The sequence below is a fragment of the Bradyrhizobium icense genome (assembly GCF_001693385.1).
Lineage (GTDB): Bacteria > Pseudomonadota > Alphaproteobacteria > Rhizobiales > Xanthobacteraceae > Bradyrhizobium > Bradyrhizobium icense.
Genome location: NZ_CP016428.1, coordinates 923,092 through 946,331 on the forward strand (window position 1 = coordinate 923,092; position 23,240 = coordinate 946,331).

A 23,240-nucleotide genomic window follows, 5' to 3' on the forward strand; every position below is an offset into this window, starting at 1 on the left:
TGGCATGAGCGGGCAATCGCCTGAGATCGACGCAGCGAAAATCAATACGGCACCGACCGCGGCGGCCGACATGCCGCTGCTCCGCGTCGAAGGGGTGTCGAAGGCATTCGGCGATTTCCGCGCGGTGGACCGGCTCTCGCTCGACATCAAGGCAGGCGAGTTCTTTGCGCTATTGGGCCCGAGCGGCTGCGGCAAGACCACGCTGCTCAGGATGCTTGCCGGCTTCGAAACGCCCGACGAGGGCCGCATCCTGCTCGGTGGCCGCGATATCGCGCCGGTGCTACCGCATGATCGGCCGGTCAACATGATGTTCCAGAACTACGCGCTGTTTCCGCATCTCTCGGTCCGCGACAACATCGCATTCGGCCTGAAGCGCGCCGGGATGGCGCGCGCCGCCATCGATACCCGCGTGGGCGAGATGGTCGCGCTGGTCAAGCTCGAGGGCATGGAGAAGCGCAGGCCGGATCAGCTTTCCGGCGGCCAGAAACAGCGCGTGGCACTGGCGCGCTCGCTGGCGCGGCGGCCCAAGGTCCTGCTGCTCGACGAGCCGTTGGCGGCGCTCGACAAGAAACTGCGTGAAGGCACGCAACTCGAGCTGATGGAACTGCAGCGCCGCCTCGGCATGACATTCATCGTCGTCACCCACGACCAGGAAGAGGCGATGACGATGGCGAACCGGATCGGCGTCATGGATGCCGGCCGGCTCGAACAGGTCGCCACCCCGCGTGATCTCTACGAGGCGCCCGCCTCGCGCTGGGTCGCCCAGTTCGTCGGCGACGTCAACCTGTTCGACGGCGAGGTCACCTCGCGCGAAGGCCATCGCCTGACGATCGCGACCCGCGACGGCGGGACTATCGTGGTCGCCGAGCCGCGCGATCCCGCCGGCAAGACGGAGGTCTCGGTCGCAATCCGCCCCGAGAAGGTCAAGCTGTCGCGCCGCGGCCCGGCATCGGACGCGGTCAACGCACAGGCGATCAACCGACTTGAAGGCGTCGTCACCGACGTCAGCTATCTCGGCGGCTCGACCGTCTACAAGATCAAGCTCGATTCCGGCGCGGCGCTGCGCTCGTCGATCGCCAATACTGCGCGGCTCGATCTCGACACCTTGAGCGCCGGCCAGCGCGTGGTGGCGTGGTTCACGCCCGACGATTGCGTGGTGCTGGAGCGATGAGCACGCGCCGCATCTTCGCGCAGCCGGCGCGGTATGCCGCCATCGCGCCCTACCTGTGGATGGTGCTGTTCTTCCTGGTGCCATTCGTCTTCGTGCTGAAGATCAGCCTGTCGCAGACCGCGATCGCGCAGCCGCCCTATGTACCCGTGTTCGATCTTTCCGAAGGATGGAGTGCGATCAAGGCGGCCTTCGCGCAGTTGTCCTTCGATAATTTCAGGCTGCTGATCTCGGACAGTCTCTACATCAGTTCCTATTTGCGCAGCGTCGTTGTTGCCGTAACCTCGACATTGATCCTGCTGCTAATCGGCTATCCGATCGCCTACGGCATGGCGCGGCTGCCGCAGCGCTGGCAGCCAATTGCGATGATGCTGGTGATCGTGCCGTTCTGGACCTCGTTCCTGATCCGCATCTATGCCTGGATCAACATCCTGCAGCATGACGGCCTGCTCAATAAGGTGCTGCTCGCGCTGCATCTGGTCTCGTCGCCGGTGGTGTGGCTCTCGACCGACACCGCGATGTATCTCGGCATCGTCTATTCCTATCTGCCGTTCATGATCCTTCCGCTATACGCGACGCTTTCCAAAATGGACTCCTCGCTCCTGGAAGCGGCAGCCGATCTCGGTTCGTCGCCGCGCCAGGCGTTCTGGCTGGTGACGTTCCCTCTGTCCTTGCCCGGCGTCGGCGCCGGCGCGCTCTTGTGCTTCATCCCGATCATCGGCGAATTCGTGATCCCCGATCTGTTGGCCGGCTCCGGGTCGATGATGATCGGCCAGACGCTGTGGCTGGAATTCTTCACCAACAAGGACTGGCCGGTCGCCGCCGCCGCTGCGGTCGCCTTGCTGGCGCTGCTGGTGCCGCCGCTACTGCTCTACGACCGGCTGCAGCGCCGTCGACTCGGAGACGCGAAGTGATGGCGCGGCACGTCAACAGGCTATCGCCATTCAACATCACCGCGCTCGCGCTGGGGGTGGCGTTTCTATATCTGCCGATCGTGATTCTCGTCATCTATTCGTTCAATGCCTCGCGCCTGGTGACGGTGTGGGGTGGCTGGTCGCTGCGCTGGTACCAAGAATTCTTCAACGACCGCGCAATGCTGGATGCGGCATGGATGAGCCTGCGGGTTGGTGCGGTATCGGCCACGATCGCAACGCTGCTCGGCACGCTGGCGGCGGTGGGATTGGTTCGCGGCGAACGCTTCCGGGGGCGGACACTGTTTTCCGGCATGCTCTACGCGCCGCTGGTGATGCCGGAGGTGATCACAGGGCTGTCGCTGTTGTTGCTGTTCGTGGCGCTCAACGCCGAGCGCGGCTTCTGGACCGTGACGATCGCCCACACCACGCTGACCATGTGCTTCGTCACCGTGGTGGTGCAGTCACGCCTCGCCTCGCTCGATCGCAGCCTCGAAGAGGCCGCGATGGATCTTGGCTGCGATCCGGTGCAGGCATTTGTTCGGGTGACGCTGCCGCTGATCCTGCCGGCAATCGCCGCCGGCTGGATGCTGGCCTTCACGCTCTCGCTCGACGACGTCGTGATCGCGAGTTTCACCACCGGCCCCGGTTCGGCAACGCTGCCGATCCGGATCTATTCCGAAGTGCGGCTGGGCGTGAAGCCGGAGATCAACGCGATCTGCACCATCGTGATCGCGCTGATCGCGGTGCTGATCGTGATCGCCTCGCTCGCCTCGAAACTGTCGAGCGCGCGCGGCGAGAGCGCGGCGCCCCTATAGCCGCGTCACGACTTCACCGCACCCGCCGTCAGTCCTCCCACCATATACCGCTTGAACGCGTAGTAGATCGCGGCCGGCGGCAGTGCGTAGATGAAGCCGGTGGTCATCAGCAATTCCCAGGGCGAGTCGTCGGCGGCCAGGAAGTTGCCGAGTGCCACGGGAAGGGTGATCTCGGTATCCTTCGACAGCAGCAGGAACGCGTAGAGATATTCGTTCCAGGCGAGCAGGATCGCGTAGGTGCCGATCGCCACCAGCGAGGGCATCATCAGTGGCACATAGACCAGGCGGAACAGCTGCAGCGTGGTTGCCCCGTCCATGGTGGCGGCTTCATCAAGTTCGACTGGCAGCTTGTCGGACGCCTGCTTCAAAACCCAGATCGCGTAAGGAGACGCGATCGTCACCATCGCGAGAATCAGCGACCAGTGATTGTTGAGGAGGCCGTAATTGCCCATGGTGCGGTACATCGGCACGGCGAGGAACGCGGCCGGGATGAAATAGGTGAACAGCGCCAGATTCATCACCCAGCGCCCGCCGGGGACGCGCAGCCGCGAGATCGCGAAGGCGGCCGCGGTCGCGATCAGCAGTGTCAGCGCGCCGGCGGAAACCGCGATCACCACCGAATTCCAGAACTGAATCCAGAAATCGCGCAGGAAGTAATGCTGCTGGTTGAACACGATGCTGAAATTGTTCAGCGTCGGATGATCGGGCCAGAGTTTTCCAGAGAACGCGTCCTCCTTCGGCGAGATCGCGAACAGGAACATGTGATAGATCGGAACCATGGTCCAGATGAACACGGGAATGCCGATCAACAGCAGTTTTGCTTCGGTACCGACCTCGCGGAGTGTAGGCAGCTTCATCGCGACAACCGTTTCATCATGAAATAGACCAGCGGCAGCACAAGCGGCAGCGCGCAGACGATGGAGGCCATCGCGAGCGAGAGCTGATCGAGCCGGAGATAGCGGATGCCCAGCGTGGCGAGCACGTGGGTGAGATCGGCGGGCCCGCCGCCGGTGAGCAGATACACGCTGTTGAAGTCGCCCAACGTCCAGATCATCGAGAGCAGCGTGCAGGTGATGTAGAGCGTCTGCATCGACGGCCAGGTGATGTAGCGGAATTTCTGCGACCAGCTTGCGCCGTCGACCTCGGCGGCTTCATAGAGATCGTGTGAGATCGCAAGTCGCCCGGTCATCAGGATCAGCGTCCAGAACGGCAGCGATTTCCAGATGTGCACGCCGATCGCCATGCCGAGCGCCACCGTCGGGTCGTTCAGCCAGTTCGGGCCGTCCTCGGCGGTGAGCTTGAAGATCAGTTGGTTGATCACGCCCCATTCCGGATTGAGCATGAAGCGCACGGAAAGAATCGTCGGGATCGACGGTACCGCCCAGGGCAGGATGAACAGCACTGACAGCCATTTGATCCAGGTGCGCTGCTGCGCGAAGAAGCCCGACAGGAACAGCGCGATCGCCATTTTGACGTTGATGCCGACAAGCAGGAAGATCAGCGTGTTGACCGCAGCGCGCGCGAAGATCGGATCGTGATAGAGCGCGACGTAGCTCGCCGGATGCCGCGCCAGCCAGAGTCCATAGCCGACCGGGTAGACCACGAAGGCCAGGAACACCAGCAGATAGGGCGCGAGCAGCACGATGCCCCAGACCTGCGGCGTTGTCAGGCGGGCTGACAAAGGCGGGCTTGCTATCGCGTGATCGCCCGAAAGCGTGATTGCCATAGATTTACTCTCAGAACGATATGCTGGCCGCGACAACGCCGTCGTCCCTGCGAACGCAGGGACCTATAACCACAGGCTTCTGTTGTTGCGCGAAAGCCGTCGACCGGCATTTTTCAAAACGGCCGCCGCGGCCTCGCGATGAGCGCAAGCGCTCACGCGGGGGTCCCTGCCTTCGCAGGGACGATGGACATACTTTCGCGGCGGCCGGCATTGATTACATCAACCCGCGACCTGCTTGATGCGGGCGATCAGTTCGTCGACGGCCTTTTCGACCGGCACCTTCTCGCTGACCACGCGGTTCATCGCCTTGGCCCAGACGTTCTCGTTGTTCAAAATCGTGAACTTCCAGTTCTTGGTGAAGTCGAACGGCGTGGTGCCGCCGGTGAACTGATTATAGACCGCCTTGCGATGCCGGTCGGCCTGCCAGAACGGGCTCTGCTGGCTGGCAGTCGTCACCGGGAACCAGCGGCCGAGCGCGCCCTCGATGTAGGGCCGCACGTTCTCTTCCTGCAGCAGGAACTTGATGAACTCCTTGCCCTCCGCCTTGTTCTTGGCGACCGTGAACATCAGGCCGGTCTTGACGTCGGAGCGATACTTGATCGGCGTGCCGTCCGGCTTGTTGGGGAACGACGCGGTGATGATGGTCTCGTCGTAGTTCTTCTTGCCGAGCGCGCGCTGTTCCGGCGTCAGCGCCGGATTGTTGGCGTCGTCGAGCCATTTTGCCGCGATCGAGATCGTGAAATTGTGCGTCATCACGATCGTCTTGTTGTGGAAGGCGACGTTGTTGTCCGGATCCTTCCAGGTGGTGGAGGAGGGCGGCGTGCAGCCCTTGATATAGGTGTCGGTGTAGTCCTTCAGCGCCTTGATCAAATTTTCGCGCACCTTGGGATCGTCGACCAGGAGCTTGCCGTCGTCATCGACCAGCTTGACGTTGTAGGCGTCCATGAAGGTGTAAAACGACTGGAACGAGTCGGTGGATTCCACGCCCATCGGCTGGCCGACGGCATAGACGCGCTGACCGGTTGCCTTGCGTGCCGCCGGCTGCACCTTGTTGCACCAGAACGACCAGTAGTCTTCCCACTTGGTCGGGATGTCGCTCTGCTTGAAGCCGGCCTGCTCCAGCATGTCCTGCCAGATCTGGACGTGCATGCTCTGCTGCTTCAGCGGAAAGCCGTAATAGCCCTTCTTCTTGGCGACGTCGTTGTAGAGGTAGGTGGTCTCCAGCGTATTCGGCGCGAACGCGGACTTCATCGGCAGCAGGATGTCGCCGAGATCCTCGAGCTTGCCCTCGAACGCCCACTTGCCCTGGGCCTGCACGTCATAGCTGTCGGAATAGGCGACATCCGGCACGGTGCCGGAATCCAGCGCCGCCACCGTCTTCGGAATCATGTCCTGGATGGCGTATTGCGAAAGCTCGACCTTGATGCCGGTCTTGGCCTCGAATTTCTTGATCGCCTCCAGTAGCGCATCGTCCTCGGATTTGTAAAAACCCTTGCCGAACCAGACCGTGATGGTCTTCTGCTGGGCGATCGCTGGCGCCGTGGCGTAAAACAGCCCGACGGCTGCGACCGCGAGTGAAAGCGACTTTATTCTTCTTGATCTCACCTTGTTCTCCCTGAAAACGCCGGATTATTTAACCGGTTGGATAATGATAGCGCAACCATGCAGCATTATCCAGATGGCGCGGTGCAAACTTCTGTAGGGGGATATTCGCGGCGCAAATGCGGCAAAGCGCCTGCGCACGCTTTGATCGTTTTGGTTCTACAATTTTGGTTCAATCATTTTTGCGTCTTGGATGCCGGAAGCCGGGGAGAGTCTTCGTCGATTGCCGACGCACTCAGAAAACCCCAATCTGCGGCTTGGCGATCATCAGCCACAATATCACGGCGACCGCGGTGAACGCCGGAATGCCGAAGGCAAACCATAGCCAGAAGATCCGGTGATATTCTTTCGGCAGCGGCTTGCCTTCCGCCGCGGCGATCGAGGCGAGGTCGCGCAGGCGTATTTGCATCCAGACGACCGGCAGCCACAGCGCGCCGGTGATGACGTACAGCACGATCGACCAGACGATCCATCCGTCCCAGAACGAATAACCGACGTTTAGCACCAGCAGCGTGCCGGTGATGGGCTGCACGACGACGGCTGTCGCCGTGAAGATGAAGTCGGCGATCACGACGATGCGGGCGACGCCGGCGATGACGGCCGGCTTGCCGCCGAGGTGGGCCGCCAGCATGAAAAAGGCGATGCCCGCGCCGGTGCCGAGCAGCACGGCGGCGCCGACGACATGGAGATATTTGAGGACGAAGTACAGCACTAGCGGTCCTCAAGCACGGCAAGCGCTGCGAAATGCAAGACGATGATCGGCCAGATCTTCAGCATCGGTCCCAAGGGATCGGCCCAGAGCCGCGGCACCAGGATGGTGCCGATGATCGCGTAGGCGAAGGAAATGGCGATGGCCGCGTAGAGGCCGTAGCGGCTGGTCGGCCTGTAGGCGATCGCAAGTCCGATGACCAGATCGGCCAAGGCGCCCGCGATGACCGTCAGCGCCGCAGCCGTCCCTTCCACGCCGCCTTCGCCCATCAGGCCCATGCCATAACCCCAGCCGGGTCCCAGCGAGACAAACGCGGTCGAGAGCCAGAACAGGGACAAGACGACGAAGATCGCGGGCTTGACCAGGTACATGCCGGCAAACCAGCGTTCCTGCACCGAAGCCGGCTCAGCGGCGAAGAATTCCGGAAGGCCTTTGGGGTGAAGCCCGAGCCGCTGCATCTCTTCGAGATTGCCAACGGCACCGCGCACCATCTCGCGCTCGGCCGTGCTGCGTACTGGCGGCCGCCAGCCGAGATACGAAACCATGTCGCCGAACTTGTACATCAGGCCGGAAGCGAACTGCGGAAGGTGAATCTCCCGTGCCGGCGGCCAGCGGCACCAGCGGCGGAAGAGCGCAACGACCTCGCCGAATGAATAGCGCTGCGGGCCGACCAGTTCGACAACCTGTCGTGCGGGCGCGGCGGGATCGAGAAAATGCTCCACGGTCCGCACCACGTCTTCAAGCAGGACGACCTGGAGCCGTCCCGTGTTCGGCATCACGGGAATTGCGGGCAGCGCAGCCAGGCCTCGCATCAACGCGCTGGCGCCGTAGGCCGGGCGGCCGATCACCACCGACGGCCGGAGGATGACCCAATCGAGGTCGCGCTCGATCAGCGCCTTGTCGCCTGACAATTTCGATCGGGAAAAATCGCTCGGGGTTTCGCGGTCGACGCCGATGGCGGAAAAATGGATGACGCGGCGGATCCGGAGCTGTTCGCAAGCGGCAAAGAGATTTGCGATGCCGTGGTGATGCACCATTGAGGTGGAATCGCCGGGGCTGTCCTGGAGTACGCCCGCGCAATTCACGACCGCCTCGACGCCATCGAGATGCGGCAGCCAGTAGGAGGGCGAGGTCGCCTTGGAAATGTCGACGCTGTGAGTTCCGCTCCTGCTCATCGAAACGACCGCATGACCACGCGAGGACAAGTACGCGACGATTGCCGATCCAATCAGTCCGGTCCCTCCTACAACGGCAATCTTCATGACCGGCTCCGCGTTGAGAAGTCAGGCCTGCTTCCGCGAACGTACGCGCCGAACGAATTTCTCCAGAAGGGGGAGCGCTTCAAACAAGGTGGCCAACAAGAGCCCGGCGACGTTCGCTTCTGTCTACAGGGTGTCGGGCGTGCGGACGGGCGAGGTTTTGTCCTCATTTCGCAACTCTTGCTCTGCCAGGCGCCAGAATTCCTCCTCCTTGCCTTCCGGCCTGCCGTTACGCTCCCAGATCTCATAGGCGCGGTTCTTGATTTCCCGTTCGGTCGGTTCGGTCATTTCAGGTCTCCTCCATTAATCTCGGTACGGTGGCCGTCGCATCGCGCGCTCGGCGGCTGGTCGAAGCGTACGGCTGTTGCGGCGCTGCGATCCCTTATCTTCGCGCGTGAAGTCAGGACGTCGCGCCTGCACGCGGCACCGCGTGACGGCTTTCCTTCATCTCAAGGATAAGCACGCAGCGAAGAGCAATGTTCCTGGATCAAACCGGGCTTGGGCCGGTTTTGGATTGACGGCGGCACGTCGATTTGGGCTGTGGCAACGCTCCATGCCTCTTCGTTCCGGTCAGGGAGCGGGCCGGCGGCTCAAAACGAGTTCGCCAGCGCGATCTCCGCCTTGAGCGCCGCGATCCGCCGCTCGGCTTCCCGCGCCGTCAGGTCGTTCTCAAACAGTTTTGGCTGGTAGGCCTCGGCGCTGAGCGTGCGCAGCGTCGCCAATTGGCGCGGCGTCATCGGCGCATCCACCTGGTCCGGGAGACGGGACATCTAGAACCCCAAAGAATCTTTGATTCGATCCGAACTCTTAACTTGAAATTTGTTCTTTATTTGTTCTTATAGGGTTCTACCGCAGCGAGGTGGCCCCATGGACAACAAATTGAACGAAATTCGCAGAAAAATCAGGTTCTTACGCTCGGAGATGCTGGGTGCGGAGGATAACATCCGCAAACAGGTCAACCGGGACGAGGACTGTTCGGAGGCAGCAATGCGTCTGATGGCCATGCGGGCCACCATGGTCGGCCTCATCGGCGAGCGGAACAGGCTCGGCGGCGAAGAGCGGCTGCTCAATGTCGATGAGCGGCTGAAGCTGGATGTCCGTGCGCTCAGCAGGAAGCCAGCGGTCGGGGCGACCGGCCGCCGTGAGCGATGATCCGATTGAGGACCTGCGCCGGCGGATTGCCGAACTGGACCAGCTTACGCGTCAGCTCAATCAATCCGGCCTGGATAACGCGCGGGCGCAGCTCCTGCTCGCGCGCAAGCGGGCGGAGCTGGACGATTTCATCAACCGAGGCCGGCGATGTCAGGACCGCTCAGATGGTATGACCCCAACGCAGATAACCCGCCGTGGCTGAAAGCCCTGGCGGAAGTCCGGATCAGGGCGACGCGGGAAGGATGGTGCCACGCCCACGTCCAGGCAATCGTCGTCGCGATCGACCAGTATGCCGAAGCGGCGCTGGGCAACCGGGATTACTTTCTCAACAGGCCGCACAGCATAGGTGATCGCCGCCGCGACGACATTCCATGAAGACGGTTCAGTAGCCCGGATGAGCCAACGGGTCTCGCGAATGCGCGCGCCCCCGTTGGCTCATCCTGGCTACGCCGGCTTTAAATTCGTCTCAATTGAATTCAGCATAACAATTTTGGGAGAGGTTGCATGCTTGAACGATGCGGCTACCGGGCGGCGCTTTACCTTTTGGCTTTGATCGCGACCGTGAATTTCAGCCTTTTCATCTATTCGCAGTGGTATCTGCCGCGTCTTGGCGATGGTCTTGCGATTCACACGGTGGCAGCGCTGGTCATTTTGCTGGGTCTTTGGCTGTTCAGCAAAATTGCGCGATACGCAGGTGCAGTGTTTTATTTTCTTTCTGCGGGATCTGCCGCCTTTGCATTTTGGGACTTTGCTGGCCCGGTGCATGCCGGCGTTATCTGGGGCGCGACAATAGGAGTTCTGAGTCTGGCTGCCGCATTGATCCTCGTTTTCTCAAAACCGTTCGCAAGAGAATTTGCGGCCGAGCGCGAAAAGCGACCTGAGTATAAGAAGTATCTCCTTCACGCGTTCACATTTGCGGTCGTCGTTGCGGCGGGAGCCGGCGCCTTGGTCGACGTCGTCGCTTTGTTTTCCAGCTACCAAGGCCAGTAGGGCGGATCAGCCGCAGGCGCAATCCGCCAACTCGGTGTCGTTAAGGCGGATTACGCTGACGCCAATCCGCCCTGCGTTAATTCGCTTTCGCCGGCGAACCCGCCGCAGCCTCGGGCACCGCCGGTTGCCGTCCACCACCCGTAAACCGCTCGATCACCGAGCGCACCGCATCGCGCGTCTTGCGATCCTTCACCGCGTCGAGCAAGGGCGCTGCGCCCGGCGAGCGGCGGATCAGGCTTTCCGGATCGGGAAACACCAGCGGATCGTCCCACGGACCCTGCACCACGAAGGGCAGCTCAAATGCCTTGTCGCCTGCGGCAGCGGCCGGCGTCAGGCTGGCGACGCCCTTGAGGTCGTACTCGCGAGAAGGCACCGAGGCGGTGCCGGTCAGCGTCAGCCGCGTGGTCGGACCGTCGACGCGGATGTCCTCGACGGTGGCGATGCCGTCGTTGAAGCGCACCGAAACATTGAGATTGTCGTAGGGCGTCGTGCCCGAGCGGAAATTGCCGCCGCCGGATAGCGGCCGGCGCTCCAGGCGCTTCAGGAGTTGTTCGACATTGAAGCCCGCGATCGCGCCGTTATGGCCGGTCAAGGTCGCGGAGCCGTCAAGGGACGAGGCAAGGCCGAACGGGCTCGAGCCGGAGGCCATCAGCGAGACGCCGATATTGCCGCGGCCGGAGAGTTTGGTGATGCCGAACAATTCGCTGGCGCAGGCCTGCAGGTCGACATCGGTGAACTGGAATTGCGCCTTGACGTCGGCGATCGCGTCCGAACGCGCGATCCCGAACGAGCCCTTGGCGATGCCGCCATACATCTGCGCTTCGCCGACCGAGAGCGCCAGCGCGCCGCCGCGCAGATTGGCGCCGAACGCGGTGCGGCCAAGTCTCGTCGGGCCGACGATCACCCTCGCCGCCGACAGGCGCATGTCGAGGTCGGTCGCGGAGAGCGAGCTCAGGTCGAACAATTGCCGGTTCCAGTCGCGCGCGCCGCTGGCGAGCAGGCGGACGGTCGAGATATAGGGCGTGAAATCCAGGTTGCCTGCGGCCAGTGTCGCCTGCAGCATCTGGCGACCGTTATTGGCGAACGTCATCACGCCCTCGGCGGCATTGCCGTCGAGCTCGACATTCACGTTCGTCAGAGCGACCGAAGCGCCGACGACGCTGGCGCGGGCCTTCAGCGTGAAACGGCCGAACCCGCCGCTGCCGGGCACCGGCTGCCCCATCCAGCGCAACGCGTTGCGCAGGGAAACGCTGTCGACGGTCACCGTGCCTTCCATCATCAGGCTGGTGCGGTTGGCCAACGAGCCGTCGAAAGCGAGCTTCAGCGGTGCGCTGACCAGCCGCGCCTTCAGACCCGAGCGGTCGCCCGAGAGCATCGCGACGAAGTCGCTGGCCGAGATCGAGCCGTCGACGCGTTCGCCGCGCCAGTCGAATTGCCCGGTCGCGGCGAACGAGCGCGAGATCGACGGCCAGGCGAGCGAGAGATCGATGTCGTCGAGCTGTTCCTTGACGTTGTTGGCGGCGTCCTCGTATTTGAGCTCGCCGTCCTGAATCCTGATTTCCGAGAACGACACCTGGTTTTCGGCGCCGGGCTTCATCGTGCGCGCGATCCGTTCGACGAACGGCGTCCAGTTGCTCGCGCCACCAGCGTCCCTGACGACGTGGATATGCGGCCGCAGCATCATGACATCAGCGATTTCGAAGCGGCGCAGCAGCAATGGCAGCAGGCGCAGATTGGCGGTCAATACCTCGACCTGCAGCGCGGGGTCGGCGGTGCCGCCGCCCTTCAGCCCGACATTGTGGAACGAGACATAGCTGCCCGGAAACACCGACACGTCGATCGCGCCGGTGACGACCAGATCCAGTCCGGTGACCGCGCGGATCTGCGCCTCGACCGCCTGCCGCAGCGCGTCGCGGTTGATGAACCAGGAGGTTCCGATCAGGGCGAGCACGGCCAGGCCGAACAGCGCCGCAACCGGCATCCCCAGGCGCTTCATTCCTTGGGCCATCGTCAATGACATATCCGGATCTGGCTAAACCGAACTCGGGTTGATGCTAAAGGTCAATCTTGATTAGGGCAGGCGGCGCAAAGGTTAAGCCCGTGCCAACCCACGCAACTTGAAGGCTTTTCTTGACCCTTTCAAGGCCGACATGGCGCTCGGAGGGCGGCTCGGCGGCATAATCCACCCGTCATTGACGCACCGCGAAGAATTCGCCTAATAATCCGTAAGATAATGCCCGGCTTTCAGCCGTTCCCTCCATCAGGTCATACTCCATGAACAAGGTTTACCCCGACGCCAAATCGGCACTCGACGGCGTCCTCAAGGACGGCATGATGATCATGTCCGGCGGTTTCGGTCTGTGCGGTATAGCCGAGACCTTGTCGGACGCGATCCGCGATTCCGGCGTCAAGAATCTGACGGTGGTTTCCAACAATGCCGGCGTCGACGGCATCGGACTGAGCCGGCTCCTGGAAACCCGGCAGATCAAAAAGATGATCTCGTCCTACGTCGGCGAGAACAAGCTGTTCGCGCAGCAATACCTCGCCGGTGAACTGGAACTCGAGTTCAATCCACAGGGCACGCTGGCCGAACGCATCCGCGCCGGCGGCGCCGGCATCCCGGCCTTCTACACCAAGACCGGCGTCGGCACGCTGATCGCCGAAGGCAAGGAAGTGAAGGAATTCGACGGCGAGAGATACATCATGGAGCGAGGCCTGTTCGCCGATCTCGCCATCGTCCACGCCTGGAAGGGCGACACCGCCGGCAACCTGATCTACCGCAAGACCGCGCGCAACTTTAACCCGATGATGGCGACCGCCGCGAAGATCACGGTGGCGGAGGTCGAGCACCTGGTTCCGGCCGGCGAACTCAATCCTGACCACATCCACACGCCCGGCATTTTCGTCAAACGCATCATCGAAGTCGGGACGGCGAAGAAGCGCATCGAGTTCCGCAACACCCGCCCGCGTCCGTCGAGCGCGTCCGCGGCGGCAACGGGAGTAGAAATCTGATGGCCTGGACCCGCGAACAGATGGCGGCGCGCGCCGCGAAGGAACTGCGCGACGGCTATTATGTCAATCTCGGCATCGGCATTCCGACGCTGGTTTCGAACTACATCCCTGAAGGCATCGACGTCTCGCTGCAGAGCGAGAACGGCATGCTCGGCATGGGACCGTTCCCCTACGAGGACGAGGTGGACGCCGACCTGATCAACGCCGGCAAGCAGACGGTGAGCGAATTGCCGTCGACCAGCTATTTCTCCTCGGCGGATTCCTTCGGCATGGTGCGCGGCGGGCACATCGACCTGTCGATCCTCGGCGCGATGCAGGTGGCGCAGAACGGCGACCTCGCCAACTGGATGATCCCCGGCAAGATGGTGAAGGGCATGGGCGGCGCGATGGACCTCGTCGCCGGCGTCAAGCGCGTCGTGGTGGTGATGGAGCATTCCGCCAAGGACGGCCCAAAGCTCTTGAAGAAGTGCAACCTGCCGCTGACCGGCGAACGCGTGGTCGACATGGTGGTGACCGATCTTGCGGTCTTCACCATCGACAAGCACGGCAAGGACGGCATGGCGCTGATCGAGCTCGCCGACGGCGTCACGTTGGACGAGGTGAAGGCCAAGACCGAAGCCGAGTTCCGCGTCGCGCTGAAGAACGTCTAGGCAAACGGCAATGGGCGGTCGCGGTCATGACACCGGAGATTCGCCAAGGGCGCGCTGACGACGCCGATTTTATCGCGCGCACCATCCTGCTGGCGCAGCGCGGTCCAAGGCCACTCGGCTGGTTCGACTTCGCGCTCGCGCAAGCCGAGCCGCAGGTGCTTGATTTCATCGGCAGGCTGGCGATTGCGAAGCCGCGATCCTGGTACCATGTCTCGCAATTCCTGATCGCCGAGATCGACGGCAAGCCGGCGGCCGCGCTCTGCGCCATGCCCTCGCGCGAGACACGCGACACAATGCGATCTGCGATCGAGGAGATCGCGCTTGCGGTCGGCATGAGCGGCGCCGATATCCTCGCGCGCGGCGCCTATGCGCGTCCCTGTTGGGTGCAGGGCGGCGAAGAGGATTGGCTAATCGAGCACGTGGCATCGCAGCCCTCTGCGCGTGGCCGCGGGCTGATCCAGGCGCTGATCGCGCGGGCTCTGTCGGAGGGCGGGGCTGCTGGTTTTTCGCGCGCCTCTATCACCTTTGTCATCGGCAACGACGCGGCAGAACGATGTTACGCCAAGGCAGGCTTTGCCTTCGCCGAGGAGAAGCGCGATGCAGCGTTCGAAGCGTTGACCGGTTCGCCGGGCTTCCGTCGTTTTGCGCGCGGAATGTAGACGTACGTCGTCCCTGCGTTCCGCAGGGACGATGGTGTTGCTCGACCTACGCCGGCCCGCTCGGAATGTCCGAAAACCGCGTCAGCCACGCCACCGGGCCGATGCTCGCGGCGACGATCAGCAGCGCGGCGAGCGCGCCTTCCTCGAAGCTGCCGCGGCTGGCGTATTGGTAGATCGAGGTCGCCAGCGTTTCGACGTTGAGCGGCCGCAACAGCAGCGTTGCCGGCAATTCCTTCAGGCAATCCACGAACACGACGATGACCGCGCCGAGCATGGCGGGACGCAGGAGCGGCAGATGGATCAGCCGCATCGTCGTGGTCTGGCCGGCGCCGACGGCGCGTGCACTGTCGTCGTAGTCGCGCGGAATCCGTTCGAACCCAGCCTTTATGAATCCGGTCGGCACCGCCAGGAACCGGATCACGTAGGCGATCACCACGGCAGCACCCGAGCCGATCAGGATCAATCCCGGCAGCGACCATCCGAGCCATCCGGCGAGCGCGTTCAGCGCGTTGTCGATGGCGAGCAGGGGTGCGAGCAAGCCGAGCGCCAGCACGAGGCCGGGCAGCGTGTAACCCAATTGCGCGAAGTTCATCGCGACGAAGCGCAGCCTGCTCGGCCGCCAGCGCCAGGCCAGAATGGTCGCAAGGCCGAGCAGCAGCGCGGCCAACGTGGCAAGGCTTGCGAAGGCTACCGAGTTGAAGGCATCGCGCCACAGCGCTACGTCGAAATTCGCGAACAGCCCGCGCTTGAAACTCTGCTGTGCGAGATAAAGCAGCGGCACCAGAAATCCGAGACAGACCGGCAGCAGGCAGACTGCAAATGCACATCCGCCCTTGATGCCGGTGAGCGGGGTCCGTGGCGTGAGCCGCGGACTTTCGGCAGAAAACTCCGTGGTGACGTTGCGGCGTCCGTAACGCTCGATCGCGATCAGGCCGGCCACGATCGCCAGCATGAAGCAGGACAACTGCGCCGCGCCGGCAAGGCTGCCGCGGTTGAGCCAGGTCGTGAACACCGACACCGTGAGGGTACGGACGCCCAGGTATTCGCTGGCGCCGATGTCGTTCAGCGTTTCCAGCGACACCAGCGCGACGCCGACCGCCAGCGCGGGACGCGCCATCGGCAGCGAGATCCGCCAGAAGATGGTCCAGCGGCTGGCGCCGAGCGTCTTCGCGGCCTCGGCGAATTCCGCGCTCTGGTACTGGAACATCGTGCGAGCCGAAAGATAGACGTAAGGGTAAAGCACCAGCGCGATCACGACGACCGCGCCCGGCAGCGAGCGCAAATTCGGAAGCACGCGCACCGCGTCCTGCAGCGGAAGCCAGAGCGCGAGCGTCTTGTGGACCAGGCCCAGTGGCTCGAACAGGTCGACATAGACGTAAGCCGCGAGGTAGGTCGGGATCGAAAGCGGCAGCGGCAGCAGCCATAGCAGTATCTGCCGGCCGCGGAATTCATGCAGCGACACGGCCCATGCCGTGCCGGTGCCGATCGCAAGCGACAGGGCGGCGACGCCGCCGAGCAGCAGCGCAGTGTCGAGGAGGGTAGCCGGCAGCACGTAGTCGATCAGGTGCTGCCAGACGTCAGGCGCCGGCTGCAGCGCGAGCGCAATGATCGAGATGACGGGGGCTGCGACGAGGATGGCGGTCGCAACCGCAATCGCTGCCGCGATGCGGCCCGAGCGCGTGACGGGACTCACGTCGTCACACGTCGGCGAGGTAAGCCGAGGTCTATCCGCTGGCGCAGGTGGGCTCCCTCCCCCCCGCAACCGGGGTTTACCCCGGTTGCGCACCTTGATTTTGCGCAAATCGGGCAGGCCCGACTTGCGCCGGGGGAGGGCTGGGGAGAGGGGTAAGCCACGAGCACCGCCGTTGCCGCCACCCCTCTCCCTAGCCCTCCCCCGCAAGGGGGGAGGGGACGCAGTTGTGTGTGCGGCGCGATCACGAGTCTAATGCTTCGCCACACCGCCGTTCAATTATCGAACCCGACCTTGTCCACCAACGTCGAGGCCGCCTTGCGGTTGGTGGCGATCTTGGCGATCGGCAGCGGGTCGGCGACGAGCTTTCCGTAGCCCGCAATCGTCGGGTTGATGGCGACGCCGGCGCGAACCGGATATTCGTAGTTGGCATCGGCGTAGATCTTCTGCGCCTTATCACCGACCAGCCATTCGATCAGCTTGACGCCGTTGGCCTTGTTGGGCGCCTGCTTGGCCAGCAGCACGCCGGAGAGGTTGACGTGGGTGCCGCCGCCCTCAAACGTCGGCAGGACCACCTTGGTGGCTTCCGCCCACGGCTTCTTCTCCGGATCGTTGTTCATCATCAGCGCCCAGTAATAGGTGTTGGCGATGCCGATATCGCATTTGCCGGCCGCGATATCGCGCGCGACTTCGCGGTCGCCGCCAGAGGGCTTTTGCGCCAGGTTGGCCTTGAGGCCGCGCAACCATTCCTCGGCCTTGGCCTCCCCGTACTTGGCCACATAGGCCGCGAACAGCCCGTTGTTGTAGATGTGCTGGCCGGAGCGGATGCAGATCTTGCCTTTCCACTTGGGATCGGCGAGCTCTTCATAGGTGATCTTGTCCTGCTTGACGCGGTCCTTCGAGGTGTAGAGCACCCGCGCGCGCATCGAAATGCCGGCCCAGTGGCCGTTTGGATCGCGATATTGCGCCGGCACGATCTCGTCGATCACCACCGACTTGATCGGCTGGGTAACACCGGCCTGCACGGCATCGTCGAGACGACCGATGTCGACCGTCAGCAGCACGTCGGCGGGGCTGCTCGCGCCTTCCGCCTTCATGCGCTGCTCGAGACCGGAGCTTGCCGAGACGACGTTGACCTTGATGCCGGTGTCCTTGGTGAAGGCATCGAACAGCGGCTGGATCAACTTGGTTTCGCGGTAGGTGTAGACGTTGACCTCGCCGTCGGCGAACGCCGTCGAGGCTCCGAACGCGGTAAAACAAAGCAACGCTGCGGTTGCGGCGGTAGCGCGAAAATTCATCATGTGAGCTGCCCGACAAAGCTGGTGAAGATGCCGGTCTCAGTAGCGCAGCGGCTGCCACGCCGTCAGCGACTGGATGTCGCGAATGGCTCGATTTAGAAGGATTCCACGCTACAGTTTAGAGTGATTCCAAATATGCGGGCCATCGCACCTTGCGGCCTGCGAGGCACGGCGGGGACGCAGATCGCAGCGGCACAACCTAACGGCTGCCCATAGCGAGGTCGAAATCGACAGCGGCGGTGTTGCCGCCGCTGATGACGACGGCAACGCGTTCGCCGGCGGTGGGCCTGTAGGCGCCCGACAGGATCGCGGAAAATGCTGCTGCGCCGCCCGGCTCTGCAACAATGCGCAAGGCGCGCCAAAGCGTCGCCTGTGCGCCGGCGATTGCCGCGTCGGAAACCAGTACGGTTTGTCGCGCGTATTTCTGTACGATCGGGAAGACCTGTTCGCCGACGCGCCGCGGCGCAAGCGAATCCGCAGCCAGCCCACCAGCCTCGGCATCGACCGGATGGCCGGCTTCAAGGGCCTTGGTCAACGTCGGCGATGCAAGCGGCTCGACGCCAACCACCTTGATGCGGCCGGCATACCAGGCCGCGATCCCGGCGATCAGCCCGCCGCCGCCCACCGATACGAGCAGCGTGTCGATATCCGGCGCCTGCTCCGAGAGCTCGAGGCCGATCGTCCCTTGTCCCGCGATGGTTTCCTTCTGATCGAAGGCCGGCACCGGCAGTGCGCCGGTTCGTTGCGCCCATATCTCGCTGGCCGCGAGCGCATCGGCATAGCGGTCGCCCTCGATCGCGAGGTCGGCGCCATAGTCGCGGATGCGCTGTACCTTCGCCGGCGAGGAGACGCTCGGGACGAAAATCTTGGCCGGCTTCCCAAGCTTCATCGCGGCATAGGCGACTGCCGCGCCATGGTTGCCGCCCGACGCCGCGACGACACCGGCTTGCGGTACATCGCGGGTCAATAGATTGGCAAAGGCGCCGCGCGCCTTGAACGAGCCGGAATGCTGGAGAAGCTCGAGCTTGAGCGTCAGGTTATGGCCGGCAAGACCAAACTCGGCGCCATCGACCTCGACCACCGGCGTCCGCCGGATGAAAGGCCGGATGAGCCGCTCGCATGGTGCGATCATATCCGAGGTTACGGCATCCAGCGGCGAGTCCATTACAAGATACCTCCCACGACTCGTTGACAGGAATTAGTCATTTAGCTAATTAGCAATATGCCTTCTTTGCAAGACGACGTCGAGTCTGCTTTTCGCGCGCTCGCCAACGATCGGCGGCTTTTGATCCTGGAGTGGCTGAAACGTCCCCGGGCGCATTTTCGCGAGCAGGTCGACGGCGATCTCGTCAAGGACGGGGTCTGCGGGGTGTTGATCGCCGAAAAGCTCGGCGTCAGTCAGCCCACCGTGAGCGAGCACCTGAAAATACTATCGCAAGCGGGACTGGTGAGCGCCAAGCGCGTCAAGCAGTGGACGTTCTACAAGCGCGACGAAGCGCGCATCGCCAAGCTGAAGGCCGCTATGCTCGAAAAGATCTGATGTTCGGTCTTTGGCCACGCCATCTTGCGGGGACTCCGGATTTTCCCGTGCTGACATTTTGAGCAGCGACGCTCGCTTATCCGTTCGACCTTGGCATCATCAACGCCTAGTCTCGGCTGAAACGGGGATGATGCAAAATGCGCGCGGTGCTGGATTATTGTACCGGGGGGACGAAGCGATCCGTGCCGGCCGGCACGCTCGTGCTCCATGAAGGCAGCAGGACCGGACATCTGTTCGTGTTGCTGGAAGGACGGCTGGAGGTCATCAAGGGCGATAGCGTCGTCGCCGTTCTGACCGAGCCGGGGGCGATGCTGGGCGAAATGTCGGTGCTGCTCGAGCAGCCGCATACCGCGACCGTGCGCGCCGCCGCCGATTCCGTCGTCTACGAATTCGATGACGCCGCGGCGTTCCTGCGCGACCAGCCCGCGATGGCGCTCTTGATCGCGCGTCTGCTGGCGCAGCGCCTCAACGTCGCCAACACCTATCTGGCCGATCTGATGCATCAATATGCCGGCCAGGGTAACCATCTCTCGATGGTCGGCGAGCTCCTGCAGAGCATGATCAACCTGCCGCCGACGCAGGTTTCGCCAGGCTCGGATCGGCAATCCGACCCAAGGATATGAGCCAGGGCGGAACGATCGTGACCGGCGCGGCCGGCCGCTGCAGGGGCGCCTTGAGATCGATGTAATGCGCCTCGCCCGCCGGCAGCCAGAACGCCGTGCCCTCATCGAGATCGAGCACGATATAGACCGGCGGACGACCAGGCTGCAGCCCCGCATTGAACACCCAGGTTGCGCCCAGTCGGTCGAACCACGAGCCGTCGGCGATGAACGGCGACTGATGCACGTGGCCCGAGATCACCATCGACGGCTGATACTGCTCGATCCATTGCGCCAGTTCGACGTCGCCGAAGAACCGCTTGCCGCCCCAGCTCGTCGGCGAATCAGCCGGCGGCGCGTGATGCACCCAGATCCAGCGCGGCGCCCGAGCTGCCGCGGCATCGCGAAGCTGGGCCTCGATCCGGCCCTTGACCAGCGGCCCGTCCCACCACGGACACACCGTGAAGCCGACGTCAGCGATGGTCAGGCTGTCGCCGTCGCAGGCGATGCCGAGCTCGCGGACCTCGCCGATCCAGCGCGCGATCTTCTCGCCTTCGGCGCTGCGGTCGTCGAGATCGTGATTGCCCGAGCAGAGAATGACGCGCGTCGTTTGGGACAGCAGCGACAGGTATTTCTTCACCACCAGAATCTGCGCGCGGAAATCGACGAACGATCCGATATCGAGCGCGTCGCCGGCAAAGATGACGACGTCGAATTCAGGCGCTGCCGCCAATAGCCAGTCGAACTGCGGCAATGAATAATGCAAATCGGCAACGACAAGGCATCGCATAAAAATCAAATCCAAAAATGCCCGGGAAACAGGCGATCCGCTGGCGGATGTATTCAGGCAGGCTGGATTCGAGCAAGAATTGTGCCGGTCGTGATCAGACGGGATCCGTCCGTCTTGTCTGGCCGAAGATGCGGTATTCGGACTTCCCTTTACTGATGTGGCCGCCGAATCGTGGCGCCTTCCTTTGCTGCGACGCTAGCCTCGGAGCTAACGGGGCCCTTCTCGGCTGACATGTCGATCGACTGCACCCAGCGGCTTGCAATGATCACGAAGGCGCAGACCGCATAAGAGCACACCCCCAACGCATAGGTGTTGGCGATGCCGAACTGGATCGACAACGCCACACCCAGCACCGAGGCGAACATCGACGTAATTCCGTTGGTGCTCCAGAAGAACGGCAGCAGTTCATGATGACGGCGCCAGACACCGAGGCCGAGCGGAAACATCATCCCCATGCAGAGTGCAGGAGGAGCCAGCAGCAGGACAGACACCAGAATGCGCATGTCGGTTGACAGCGCCCGCCCCCACGTGGTGACCAGCGGCGTCAGCAGCCCTGCCACCACGAGCGTGGTGAGGAGGGCGGCAATCCTGAAGACGGTGACGCGTGATCGGGAGGAGGTATCCGCACCGACCGTGGCGCTGCCAATCCCGCTAAAGAGAAGAATTGTGAATAGCACGACGCTCAGCCCGTAAACGGGGTGTCCGAGAAAGACCATCAGGCGCTGCATCTGCGATATCTCGATCAGCATGAAGCCTATCCCGATCGCGCTGAAATAGGCCACGGGCGGCGTCAGTGTCGCCATTGGCATCCGCGTCGCAAGACGGAGGAAGGGCAGCACGATGTAATATCCGCAAGCGCAGAGCGCTACGATGATGAGCAAGCCGGTGACACCGATCGCGACATTGTTGCTCATGATGTCCCAACTATGGATGCTCACGAAATCGCTGAAGCGCGACGTATAGAAGAAGAACGGATTGTCGTCCGTCGAAGCAGCGATGTTTTCCGGCAGCGAATCGAAGAAGGCCTGGTCTGCCTTGTCGGACAGCAATGTCGCGGTGATGGCATCGAAGGTGACGTCCGGGCCCAACAATATCTTGAAGCCCTGCGCCTGAAGCCTCTCGCGCGCGCCTTGCCATTGTGCGTCGCTGAATGCGTCAGGCCGGGTAATGACCGTCACGATGTTGCCGACGTTGACCGCAACGACGTGATGCCGCAGTTCTCCGGCCGAAACTCCCTTGCGCTGCAGCGCGCTCGCGGCAATCGCAATCAGCCGGTACAGCTCGCCACGGTGCTTCTCGGCACCGTACCAGCGTGATACCGACAACAGCCCGCCAGGCTTGAGCGCCCGGTAAAAATCATCCCACGCCTCAACGGTATAGAGACGATTTTCGGTGAGCGTAAGGCCACCGGCCACCGTCGCCGCCCAGGTATCGATGAGCGAAATCTGCACGAGGTCGTACCGCTCGGACGAGTGGTTGATGTAGCTTCGCGCTTCGGCATTGACCAAGGATACACCGGGCTGGCGATCGAGATGGCCAGAGAAATCGGCGAATTTTTCGGTGAGCACTTCGAAGATCGCCGGGTTGATCTCAATTGCGCGAATCCGGCTGGCGCCGAAGAGCAGACCGGAAAGGATGTCACGACCGCCGCCGACGCCAACGACAGCGACGTCGGTCGCCGGCTGCACGAGGTAGGCTGCATTGATGACATCATCCTTCAGATAGGCGAGCTTTCCGATGTCGCCATCATATCTGGTGATGACCGTGCCTGCATCGGCATCGATGTCGAGGTGGTGTTGGTCGACCCGGGCATCAGGAGTGCGGACTAGGCCCCAGCCAATCGGGACCTTCTCGGCCAATTCGCGCACCCTTACCCGCGAATAGGTATTCCAGCGTTCGAACAGCGTGCCGGTCTGCTCAGCGCCCTTGGCCCAGAACACACCGAGATGGCTTCGACCGGTCAGGTCAAGGCCGGAGTGCATGGTGGCCGCGACGGCCAGCGCTAGCGCGACAGCCCCGCTCAAGCGCACACTGCGGATGTCATCGCTGGTTCGCACGACGATCCAGCCAACGCCGGCAGCAAAGGCCCCGATCCATAACGTGGCGCTTACGGGGTCAATCACCAGCAGTATGAAGATCACCCCGAGACATCCAACTGCGGCGCCCAGGAGATCGGCCGCATAGAGCCACCCGCCGCGATAGGGCAAGCGTGTGAGCAACAGCGTGATGCAAACCCCGCCTTCCGTGAACGGAGCCACGAAGGCGATGGTCGCCAGCGCCAGAGCGAGGGGCACATTTTCTGCAGATACGACGAGCGGCACGCACAGGAAGACGATCATTGCGCCAACGCTGCTGAGTGCGAACCATGACGCGTGTCGCGCAAATTCGATTCCGACCCGCTCGGCGGCATAACGGGCGGGCTTGCCGTAGACCTGCATCGCTCCACGAGTGAGCCCCAGCATGGCAAGTGAAATGGCCGCGAATGCGAAATGATAGTGAAGCATAACGCTGAAGAAGCGCGTTATCAGGATCTGGTAGGAAAGCGTCGCGAACGCCAGCACAAAGATTGCCAGATAATAGCGACCGGGAATCTTGGATACGGAGTGCAATACGCTGCCCTCTTGATGGGGGACTTTATTGAGTGCGCTTTGACCGTTCGCGCTACAC

The 23,240-nt window shown here is 62.8% G+C and carries 24 protein-coding genes; 11 read left to right on the forward strand and 13 right to left on the reverse strand.

Annotation, left to right across the window (positions count from 1 at the left end; genetic code table 11):
- The first annotated feature begins 4 nt into the window (after positions 1 to 4).
- From LMTR13_RS04410 to LMTR13_RS04420, 3 genes are read left to right on the forward strand one after another with little or no spacing between them, the layout of a single operon-like run.
- Positions 5 to 1,171, forward strand: coding sequence for an ABC transporter ATP-binding protein (locus LMTR13_RS04410; RefSeq protein WP_065732418.1), 1,167 nt, complete (start codon positions 5 to 7; stop codon positions 1,169 to 1,171).
- Positions 1,168 to 2,082, forward strand: coding sequence for an ABC transporter permease (locus LMTR13_RS04415; RefSeq protein ID WP_065726834.1), 915 nt, complete (start codon positions 1,168 to 1,170; stop codon positions 2,080 to 2,082). The genes LMTR13_RS04410 and LMTR13_RS04415 overlap by 4 nt, the downstream gene beginning before the upstream one ends.
- Positions 2,082 to 2,897: an ABC transporter permease gene (locus LMTR13_RS04420; protein ID WP_065726835.1), complete on the forward strand. Its 816-nt coding sequence runs from the start codon at positions 2,082 to 2,084 to the stop codon at positions 2,895 to 2,897. Before LMTR13_RS04415 ends, LMTR13_RS04420 begins: the two co-directional genes overlap by 1 nt.
- A 5-nt stretch (positions 2,898 to 2,902) precedes the next feature.
- On the opposite strand, the gene LMTR13_RS04425 is transcribed toward LMTR13_RS04420, so the two are convergent.
- The 7 genes from LMTR13_RS04425 to LMTR13_RS04450 all read right to left on the reverse strand — a co-directional run bounded on the left by LMTR13_RS04425 (position 2,903) and on the right by LMTR13_RS04450 (position 8,963).
- Positions 2,903 to 3,754: a carbohydrate ABC transporter permease gene (locus LMTR13_RS04425; RefSeq protein ID WP_065726836.1), complete on the reverse strand. Its 852-nt coding sequence runs from the start codon at positions 3,752 to 3,754 to the stop codon at positions 2,903 to 2,905.
- The gene (locus LMTR13_RS04430) at positions 3,751 to 4,623 is read right to left on the reverse strand and encodes a carbohydrate ABC transporter permease (protein WP_065726837.1); all 873 of its coding nucleotides are present in this window, start codon (positions 4,621 to 4,623) and stop codon (positions 3,751 to 3,753) included. The genes LMTR13_RS04425 and LMTR13_RS04430 overlap by 4 nt, the downstream gene beginning before the upstream one ends.
- Positions 4,624 to 4,842: 219 nt before the next feature.
- Entirely contained in the window at positions 4,843 to 6,228 is a 1,386-nt protein-coding gene (locus LMTR13_RS04435) for an ABC transporter substrate-binding protein (protein WP_065726838.1), read from the reverse strand.
- Positions 6,229 to 6,460: 232 nt separating this feature from the next.
- Positions 6,461 to 6,937, reverse strand: coding sequence for a DUF2269 family protein (locus LMTR13_RS04440; protein WP_065726839.1), 477 nt, complete (start codon positions 6,935 to 6,937; stop codon positions 6,461 to 6,463).
- On the reverse strand, positions 6,937 to 8,196 hold the full coding sequence (locus tag LMTR13_RS04445) for an SDR family oxidoreductase (RefSeq protein ID WP_065726840.1): 1,260 nt from the start codon (positions 8,194 to 8,196) through the stop codon (positions 6,937 to 6,939). Before LMTR13_RS04445 ends, LMTR13_RS04440 begins: the two co-directional genes overlap by 1 nt.
- 123 nt (positions 8,197 to 8,319) lie before the next feature.
- On the reverse strand, positions 8,320 to 8,481 hold the full coding sequence (locus LMTR13_RS38645) for a DUF2934 domain-containing protein (protein WP_083218692.1): 162 nt from the start codon (positions 8,479 to 8,481) through the stop codon (positions 8,320 to 8,322).
- A gap of 302 nt (positions 8,482 to 8,783) precedes the next feature.
- Positions 8,784 to 8,963: a DUF3072 domain-containing protein gene (locus LMTR13_RS04450; RefSeq protein ID WP_065726841.1), complete on the reverse strand. Its 180-nt coding sequence runs from the start codon at positions 8,961 to 8,963 to the stop codon at positions 8,784 to 8,786.
- Positions 8,964 to 9,072: 109 nt separating this feature from the next.
- Here LMTR13_RS04450 and LMTR13_RS04455 point away from each other — a divergent pair, with 109 nt between their 5' ends.
- The 3 genes from LMTR13_RS04455 (at position 9,073) to LMTR13_RS04465 (ending at position 10,335) form a co-directional block, all read left to right on the forward strand.
- Positions 9,073 to 9,345 (forward strand): hypothetical protein, encoded by a 273-nt coding sequence (locus LMTR13_RS04455; RefSeq protein ID WP_156795427.1) that lies wholly within the window; start codon positions 9,073 to 9,075, stop codon positions 9,343 to 9,345.
- A 147-nt stretch (positions 9,346 to 9,492) separates the two neighbouring features.
- Positions 9,493 to 9,720: a hypothetical protein gene (locus LMTR13_RS04460; RefSeq protein ID WP_065726843.1), complete on the forward strand. Its 228-nt coding sequence runs from the start codon at positions 9,493 to 9,495 to the stop codon at positions 9,718 to 9,720.
- 129 nt (positions 9,721 to 9,849) lie between these two features.
- Positions 9,850 to 10,335, forward strand: coding sequence for a hypothetical protein (locus LMTR13_RS04465; RefSeq protein WP_065726844.1), 486 nt, complete (start codon positions 9,850 to 9,852; stop codon positions 10,333 to 10,335).
- Positions 10,336 to 10,411: 76 nt separating this feature from the next.
- On the opposite strand, the gene LMTR13_RS04470 is transcribed toward LMTR13_RS04465, so the two are convergent.
- On the reverse strand, positions 10,412 to 12,343 hold the full coding sequence (locus LMTR13_RS04470; RefSeq protein ID WP_065726845.1) for an AsmA family protein: 1,932 nt from the start codon (positions 12,341 to 12,343) through the stop codon (positions 10,412 to 10,414).
- 266 nt (positions 12,344 to 12,609) lie between these two features.
- Between LMTR13_RS04470 and LMTR13_RS04475 the strand changes: the two genes are divergently transcribed.
- From LMTR13_RS04475 to LMTR13_RS04485, 3 genes are read left to right on the forward strand one after another with little or no spacing between them, the layout of a single operon-like run.
- Complete coding sequence (locus LMTR13_RS04475; protein ID WP_065726846.1) at positions 12,610 to 13,347, forward strand: CoA transferase subunit A; 738 nt, start codon at positions 12,610 to 12,612, stop codon at positions 13,345 to 13,347.
- Positions 13,347 to 13,997, forward strand: coding sequence for a 3-oxoacid CoA-transferase subunit B (locus LMTR13_RS04480; protein WP_065726847.1), 651 nt, complete (start codon positions 13,347 to 13,349; stop codon positions 13,995 to 13,997). Before LMTR13_RS04475 ends, LMTR13_RS04480 begins: the two co-directional genes overlap by 1 nt.
- 26 nt (positions 13,998 to 14,023) lie before the next feature.
- Positions 14,024 to 14,656: a GNAT family N-acetyltransferase gene (locus LMTR13_RS04485; protein ID WP_065726848.1), complete on the forward strand. Its 633-nt coding sequence runs from the start codon at positions 14,024 to 14,026 to the stop codon at positions 14,654 to 14,656.
- A gap of 46 nt (positions 14,657 to 14,702) precedes the next feature.
- On the opposite strand, the gene LMTR13_RS04490 is transcribed toward LMTR13_RS04485, so the two are convergent.
- The 3 genes from LMTR13_RS04490 to LMTR13_RS04500 form a co-directional block, all read right to left on the reverse strand.
- The gene (locus LMTR13_RS04490; protein WP_065726849.1) at positions 14,703 to 16,349 is read right to left on the reverse strand and encodes an ABC transporter permease; all 1,647 of its coding nucleotides are present in this window, start codon (positions 16,347 to 16,349) and stop codon (positions 14,703 to 14,705) included.
- Positions 16,350 to 16,621: 272 nt separating this feature from the next.
- On the reverse strand, positions 16,622 to 17,647 hold the full coding sequence (locus tag LMTR13_RS04495; protein ID WP_065726850.1) for a Fe(3+) ABC transporter substrate-binding protein: 1,026 nt from the start codon (positions 17,645 to 17,647) through the stop codon (positions 16,622 to 16,624).
- 196 nt (positions 17,648 to 17,843) lie between these two features.
- Complete coding sequence (locus tag LMTR13_RS04500; protein WP_083218694.1) at positions 17,844 to 18,809, reverse strand: threonine/serine dehydratase; 966 nt, start codon at positions 18,807 to 18,809, stop codon at positions 17,844 to 17,846.
- 57 nt (positions 18,810 to 18,866) lie between these two features.
- Here LMTR13_RS04500 and LMTR13_RS04505 point away from each other — a divergent pair, with 57 nt between their 5' ends.
- Complete coding sequence (locus LMTR13_RS04505) at positions 18,867 to 19,184, forward strand: ArsR/SmtB family transcription factor (RefSeq protein WP_065726852.1); 318 nt, start codon at positions 18,867 to 18,869, stop codon at positions 19,182 to 19,184.
- A 137-nt stretch (positions 19,185 to 19,321) separates the two neighbouring features.
- On the forward strand, positions 19,322 to 19,807 hold the full coding sequence (locus LMTR13_RS04510) for a Crp/Fnr family transcriptional regulator (RefSeq protein WP_065726853.1): 486 nt from the start codon (positions 19,322 to 19,324) through the stop codon (positions 19,805 to 19,807).
- Here LMTR13_RS04510 and LMTR13_RS04515 read toward each other — a convergent pair.
- Together LMTR13_RS04515 and LMTR13_RS04520 are read right to left on the reverse strand one after the other, a co-directional pair.
- The gene (locus tag LMTR13_RS04515; RefSeq protein ID WP_065726854.1) at positions 19,746 to 20,573 is read right to left on the reverse strand and encodes a metallophosphoesterase family protein; all 828 of its coding nucleotides are present in this window, start codon (positions 20,571 to 20,573) and stop codon (positions 19,746 to 19,748) included. The genes LMTR13_RS04510 and LMTR13_RS04515 overlap by 62 nt on opposite strands.
- A gap of 149 nt (positions 20,574 to 20,722) precedes the next feature.
- Entirely contained in the window at positions 20,723 to 23,182 is a 2,460-nt protein-coding gene (locus tag LMTR13_RS04520) for a spermidine synthase family protein (RefSeq protein ID WP_065726855.1), read from the reverse strand.
- Positions 23,183 to 23,240 lie beyond the last annotated feature (58 nt).